The sequence below is a fragment of the Pseudomonas asuensis genome, from assembly GCF_014646755.1.
Lineage (GTDB): Bacteria > Pseudomonadota > Gammaproteobacteria > Pseudomonadales > Pseudomonadaceae > Chryseomonas > Chryseomonas asuensis.
Genome location: NZ_BMNW01000055.1, coordinates 1 through 1,558, shown reverse-complemented (window position 1 = coordinate 1,558; position 1,558 = coordinate 1). Strand labels below are relative to the sequence as shown.

Below are 1,558 nucleotides of genomic sequence, written 5' to 3'. Positions count from 1 at the left end.
TGCGATCGCTGTAATTCCGCTCGGATGGCGTGCGTGGTCGTGGCGCGTTTGTGTAGAGCCTGAGCCATGGATCCTCCTCCGATAGAGGTCTATACCATAAACCCCTTCCCCCTGGGACCAAACAACTAGGCTCTGTCTGAAAAATATTAAATTGCCATCATGAATGGCCTGAAGCACCTCTCTAACTTATTGATTTTCCTCAATGGCAAGACGCGGAAAAGAAGCTATCGGGCCGGTAACAAGACTTTTCAGACAAACCCTAATAGACGTCGGGTCCAAATACCGCGCGATAGCGAATTGTGATTGCCATGGATTGGCCTCCAGACCTTGAAAACACTGCTCTCTGCCAAAAAGCATTCCACGTAACTTACTACAACGCCTAATTGGCACTAAACACTTGAAACCCAAGGCGTTTTAGCTCGTCCCTGATCTGGAAATAGGGCGCTCCATCTTGATCTCTAATTTCTTGGCTAAGGCGCAACGAGCAATTACGCAGGAATCGTTATTCGAGAGCACAACAATAGGCGTTTGTTTGAGATCAGGCCTGAACACTCGCGCGCGATGCATAGAAACTATTGAAAGCGAACAGGAAATAGATTTTATCAGGAATGAACGCGATGAATCCACAGACTGCACCGCACAATACCCCACACCTCAAGGTCGTCACCTTCAAGGATCAGCCGGGGTTGGTAGAGAGGATTATCAGAGAGAGGCGCCAGCGTTTCGCCAACTCTGCCAAGTCGCTTGACTACAGGCTCGCCGTTGATAGCGGCAATGATCACGTCACCTTGTACTGCATCAGCGGATCGATCAACGACCAGCAGGTCACCGTCATAGATACCACTCCCGATCATGCTATCGCCATGGGCACGCACCAGGTAGGTATGGGGTGCCTGGATCTCAAGCAGATGGTCCAGCGATATGCGTTCCTCGATGTGGTCCTGGGCGGGACTGGGAAAGCCTGCCGGAACGCGATACCCGTAAAGCGGGAGGGTTAAATCCATGGTCGAAAGCGGGCCTAAAATAGTGATGGAGTGGGTTTGCATGACGATATCTGAGCGACAGGGCTAAGTGTATTTATATACAGCATGTACATGCGAACAGTTTTCATTAATCTTTCAAGCCGCTTAAAAGAGCACTATGAATATGCTTTATTAAGACAGAAAGCCTGCATTTAAGCGATATATGTAGGAGTATATGAGCAAATGCTAACTAAATGGCATCACTTGCGAGAGGAAAGAATCTTTCAGTTTGAGGGCAAAATCAGGTGATTAGGCGTAGTCGTTAGGTGTAGCGAATAGGCGGTGTAGTCGTTTAAGTCCTCCTGACTATTTATCGCTATACCCAGACGATAGTTGCTCGCTGTTACCGCTGGAGTACACTTTAATAACAACATCCAATTGCGTCTCTAACCTGCCTTGAGGGAACCCGATAGCCAGCCTAACCACTTAGCTCTATCACGCGAATGTCTAGAATATTTGCTCCGCTAGTGGCCCTGAGGCTAAACCATGCTTTCTCAACGTCTCTCAGCAGCATCCTCTGTCCTGCAGAACAACCC

1 protein-coding gene and 1 pseudogene are annotated in these 1,558 nt (G+C 48.7%); both read right to left on the bottom strand.

Translation table 11 applies throughout. The features are described from left to right. Positions 1-382 precede the first annotated feature (382 nt). Positions 383-610, bottom strand: a pseudogene (locus IEX86_RS25335) (Y-family DNA polymerase); the annotation flags it as partial. Then, on the bottom strand, positions 603-1,046 hold the full coding sequence (locus IEX86_RS24590; protein ID WP_188868770.1) for a LexA family protein: 444 nt from the start codon (positions 1,044-1,046) through the stop codon (positions 603-605). The pseudogene IEX86_RS25335 and the gene IEX86_RS24590, both read right to left, overlap by 8 nt. Between the last annotated feature and the right edge of the window lie 512 nt (positions 1,047-1,558).

Coding starts and splice junctions, on each gene's coding strand:
- IEX86_RS24590 (WP_188868770.1), bottom strand. CDS start 1,046: ATGCAAACCCACTCCATCACTATTTTAGGCCCGCTTTCGACCATGGAT.